Below are 3,474 nucleotides of genomic sequence, written 5' to 3'. Positions count from 1 at the left end.
CACCGGGCCCGGTCTGGTACCCGGGTGGCCGCGGCCGCTGCACGGGCGGCCGTCCTGCCGGCGGCGGTTGGGTGGGCCATGCCGCGCTGGAGCGGCCCGCAACCGGGACCGCGGCCGTCGGCGGTGGCGAACCCGCCGACCCCTGATGGCGGCCGACCTCGAAGGTCAGCAGCGGGCCGTCCGGGTTGCCCACATGAATCTGCTGGCCGTCGGTGATGTCGGCGGCGGGGACCCGGCGGCCGTTGAGGTACATCCCGTTGAGGCTGCCGTTGTCGATCGCGATCCACCGGCCCTGATCGAACCGCAGCACCAGGTGGGCGCGGGAGATCAACGGGTGGGCAATGCGGACGTCGGCGCGTAGATCACGGCCGACGACAACGTCGTTGCCTGCTGAAAAGGTGCGGGGGGATCCGTCGTACCGAACGGTCAGCGCTGGGGATACCGGTCGGCTCACGGAGCCGCTCCGGCGGCGACATCAGACATCGCGACCAACTGTATCGGTAAGACCTCAGGCGGGGATGGTCCACCTGACGGTGTCTGTGATCTGATGCAGCGCTGTTATCCGGTCGTTCTTGACGGTGATGATGTGGGCGAACGCGGCGTCGACGGCGGTGTCTCCGGCGCGCGCCGAACCCCGGTACGCACCCAGGACGACGACGCGGTCGCCGGTGGCGAGGAACTCCGCGGGTTCGACCTCGACGTCGTACACCGAATCGATGCGGCCCCACACGGCGGAGATCATCGCGACACGCCCGTGGTACTCGCCTCCGACACCGTGCGGCATGCCCTTGCTGACGACCCCTTCGAAATCGTCTGTGAGCAAGTCGAATAGGGCTTGGCCGTCGCTCTCGGCGAGGGCCCGGTAGAAGCGTTGGGCAACTTCGGTGGGGGTGGTCATCACGGCTCCTCTCTTTTTAGAGATTAACCTCTATTTTAGGGTGGAGCAATGCCGCGGCCCGCCCGATACACCGTCGACGTGTTGCTCGACGCAGCCGCCGAACTCCTGGCCGCCGAAGGACCTGCGGCGGTGACGATGTCGGCGGTTGCCCGCGGCACCGGCGCGCCGAGCGGATCGGTGTACCACCGATTTCCGACCCGGGCGGCGCTGTGCGGCGAGTTGTGGGTGCGTACCGAGGAGCGGTTCCAGGCGGTGTTCGTCGAGGCGCTCTCCACCTCCGACGACGCCCAGCAGCGCTGCGTGGCCGGCGCACTGCGCATCGTGGCGTGGTGCCGGGAGCACCCCGTCGAGGCCCAGGTGCTGCTCGCCGGTCCCGACGCTCTCGGGATGTCCGACTGGCCCGACACACTCACCGGCCGGCGGAAACGCTTGCAGCGCAAGCTCCGTAAGGTGCTCGCCGAGATACCCGACGATGCGGGCAGGGTCGGTGCCGCATTGATCGACGTGCCCTATGCGATCGTGCGGCGTCACCTGCGGGCCGGTCAGACCATCCCGGTCAGTGCCGACGCGATCGTCGCCGACTGCGCGCGGGCGCTCATCGCCCCGAGCTGACTGGTGACGGCGACCCCGTGCGCACGCAGTAGGTGTGGCTGTAGATCGTGGGCATGCACAGGTTGCAGTGGTCGCAGATCGACTTCACGCTGCTGTCGGCCTGAATACGGTTCAGCAGATCCGGTTCGGCCAGTAGGGCACGTCCCATCGCGACGAAGTCGAAGCCCTCGGCCATCGCCAGGTCCATGGTCTCGCGGTTGGTGATACCGCCGAGCAGGATCAGCGGCATCGTCAGCTCGTCGCGGAACTTCTTCGCATCCCTCATCAGGTAGGCCTCCTGGTACGGGTACTCGCGGATGAACTTCCTGCCCGTCATCCGGATGCCCCAGGACAGCGGGGGTTTGAAGGCTCCGGCGAATTCCTTGACCGGGGCGCCGCCGCGGAACAGGAACATCGGGTTGAGCAGGGAACTGCCGGCGGTCAGCTCCAGCGCGTCCAGACCGCCGTCTTCCTCCAGCCACTTGGCGGTCTGCAGCGACTCCTCGATCGGGATGCCGCCCCGCACGCCGTCGGACATGTTCAGCTTCGCGGTCACCGCGATCTGATCACCGACCGCGCTTCTGACCGCCTGCACCACTCCGCGGGCAACCTTGGCGCGGTTGTACAGCGAGCCGCCGAACTCGTCGTCGCGCCGGTTGATCATCGGGCTCAGGAATGCGCTGGCAAGGTAGTTGTGTCCCAGATGAATCTCGACGGCGTCGAAGCCGGACGCGATCGCCAGTCGGGCGGCGTTGGCGTGGGCCTCCGTCACGTCGCGGATGTCATCCCGGCTGGCCTTCTTGGCGAACCGCATCGACAGCGGATTGAAGAAACGGACCGGAGCCAGTGCCTTCGCCTTGTTGGTGCGTGCGTTGGCGACCGGACCGGCGTGCCCGATCTGCGCGCTGATCGCGGCGCCCTCCGCGTGGATGGCGTCGGTGAGCCGCCGCAAGCCCGGCACCGCCTCTGGGCGCATCCAGAGCTGCCAGCCGTCGGTGCGGCCGCCGGGGGCCACGGCACAATAGGCGACCGTGGTCATGCCGACCCCGCCCGCGGCCGGCAGCCGGTGGTAGGTGATCAGATCCTCGGTGACGAGCGCATCCGGCGTCGACGCCTCGAACGTCGCGGCCTTGATGATCCGGTTGCGCAGCGTCAGCGGACCGAGCTTGGCCGGGGTGAACACATCGTGCGGCTCTGTCATGTCTACGGAGCTTGCCACGTCGGGGTTGCAGAGATCGCGATCGGTGAAGAAATGTCGGCCTGACAGAATGACTGCCGTGGGTGCGATCACTTTGGACGGTAAGGCCACGCGCGACGAGATCTTCGTCGACCTCAAGGAGCGCGTCGCGCGCCTGACCGAGGCCGGGCGTACTCCGGGACTCGGCACGGTGCTGGTCGGCGACGACCCGGGATCGCAGGCCTACGTCCGCGGCAAGCACTCCGACTGCGCCAAGGTCGGCATCAACTCGATCCGCCGTGACCTACCCGCCGACATCAGTCAGGCCGCCCTCGAGGAGATCCTCGACGAGCTCAACGCCAACCCCGAGTGCACCGGCTACATCGTCCAGTTGCCGCTGCCCAAGCATCTGAACGAGAACGCCGCCCTCGAACGTGTCGACCCGGACAAGGACGCCGACGGGCTGCACCCGATGAACCTGGGCAAGCTGGTGCTCAACGAGCCGGCGCCCCTTCCGTGTACCCCCCGCGGCATCGTGCACCTGCTGCGGCGCTACGAGGTCGAGATCGCGGGCGCCCACGTCGCGGTGATCGGCCGCGGCGTCACCGTCGGTCGGCCCCTCGGACTGCTGCTGACCCGGCGTTCGGAGAACGCCACCGTCACGTTGTGTCACACCGCGACCCGCCACCTGCCCCAGATCACCCTCGAAGCCGACATCATCGTGGCCGCGGCCGGGGTGCCGCACATGGTGACCGCGGAGATGGTGCGTCCCGGCGCCGCGGTCGTCGACGTCGGGGTGAGTCGCGAC

At 68.3% G+C, this 3,474-nt stretch carries 5 protein-coding genes; 2 read left to right on the top strand and 3 right to left on the bottom strand.

The window, feature by feature from the left end:
• Nucleotides 1–454, bottom strand: a 454-nt coding sequence (locus WA965_RS00025) for an FHA domain-containing protein (protein WP_526446860.1), incomplete at its 3' end; no start/stop codon positions are given.
• Between the two features lie 54 nt (nt 455–508).
• Nucleotides 509–898: a nuclear transport factor 2 family protein gene (locus WA965_RS00020; protein WP_526299760.1), complete on the bottom strand. Its 390-nt coding sequence runs from the start codon at nt 896–898 to the stop codon at nt 509–511.
• 48 nt (nt 899–946) lie between these two features.
• Between WA965_RS00020 and WA965_RS00015 the strand changes: the two genes are divergently transcribed.
• Nucleotides 947–1,510, top strand: coding sequence for a TetR/AcrR family transcriptional regulator (locus tag WA965_RS00015; RefSeq protein ID WP_526299758.1), 564 nt, complete (start codon nt 947–949; stop codon nt 1,508–1,510).
• Here the strand turns inward: WA965_RS00015 and WA965_RS00010 are convergent.
• Nucleotides 1,494–2,690 (bottom strand): NADH:flavin oxidoreductase, encoded by a 1,197-nt coding sequence (locus WA965_RS00010; protein ID WP_526299756.1) that lies wholly within the window; start codon nt 2,688–2,690, stop codon nt 1,494–1,496. The two genes, WA965_RS00015 and WA965_RS00010, sit on opposite strands and share 17 nt — an antisense overlap.
• A 76-nt stretch (nt 2,691–2,766) precedes the next feature.
• Here WA965_RS00010 and WA965_RS00005 point away from each other — a divergent pair.
• The coding region (locus tag WA965_RS00005) for a bifunctional methylenetetrahydrofolate dehydrogenase/methenyltetrahydrofolate cyclohydrolase (RefSeq protein ID WP_526446858.1) at nt 2,767–3,474 on the top strand (708 nt) is incomplete at its 3' end.

This window comes from Mycobacterium sp. (assembly GCF_049683935.1).
Classification (GTDB): domain Bacteria; phylum Actinomycetota; class Actinomycetes; order Mycobacteriales; family Mycobacteriaceae; genus Mycobacterium.
The sequence above is the reverse complement of the archived record's forward strand: the minus strand, read 5'-3'. Positions and strand labels throughout refer to the sequence as shown.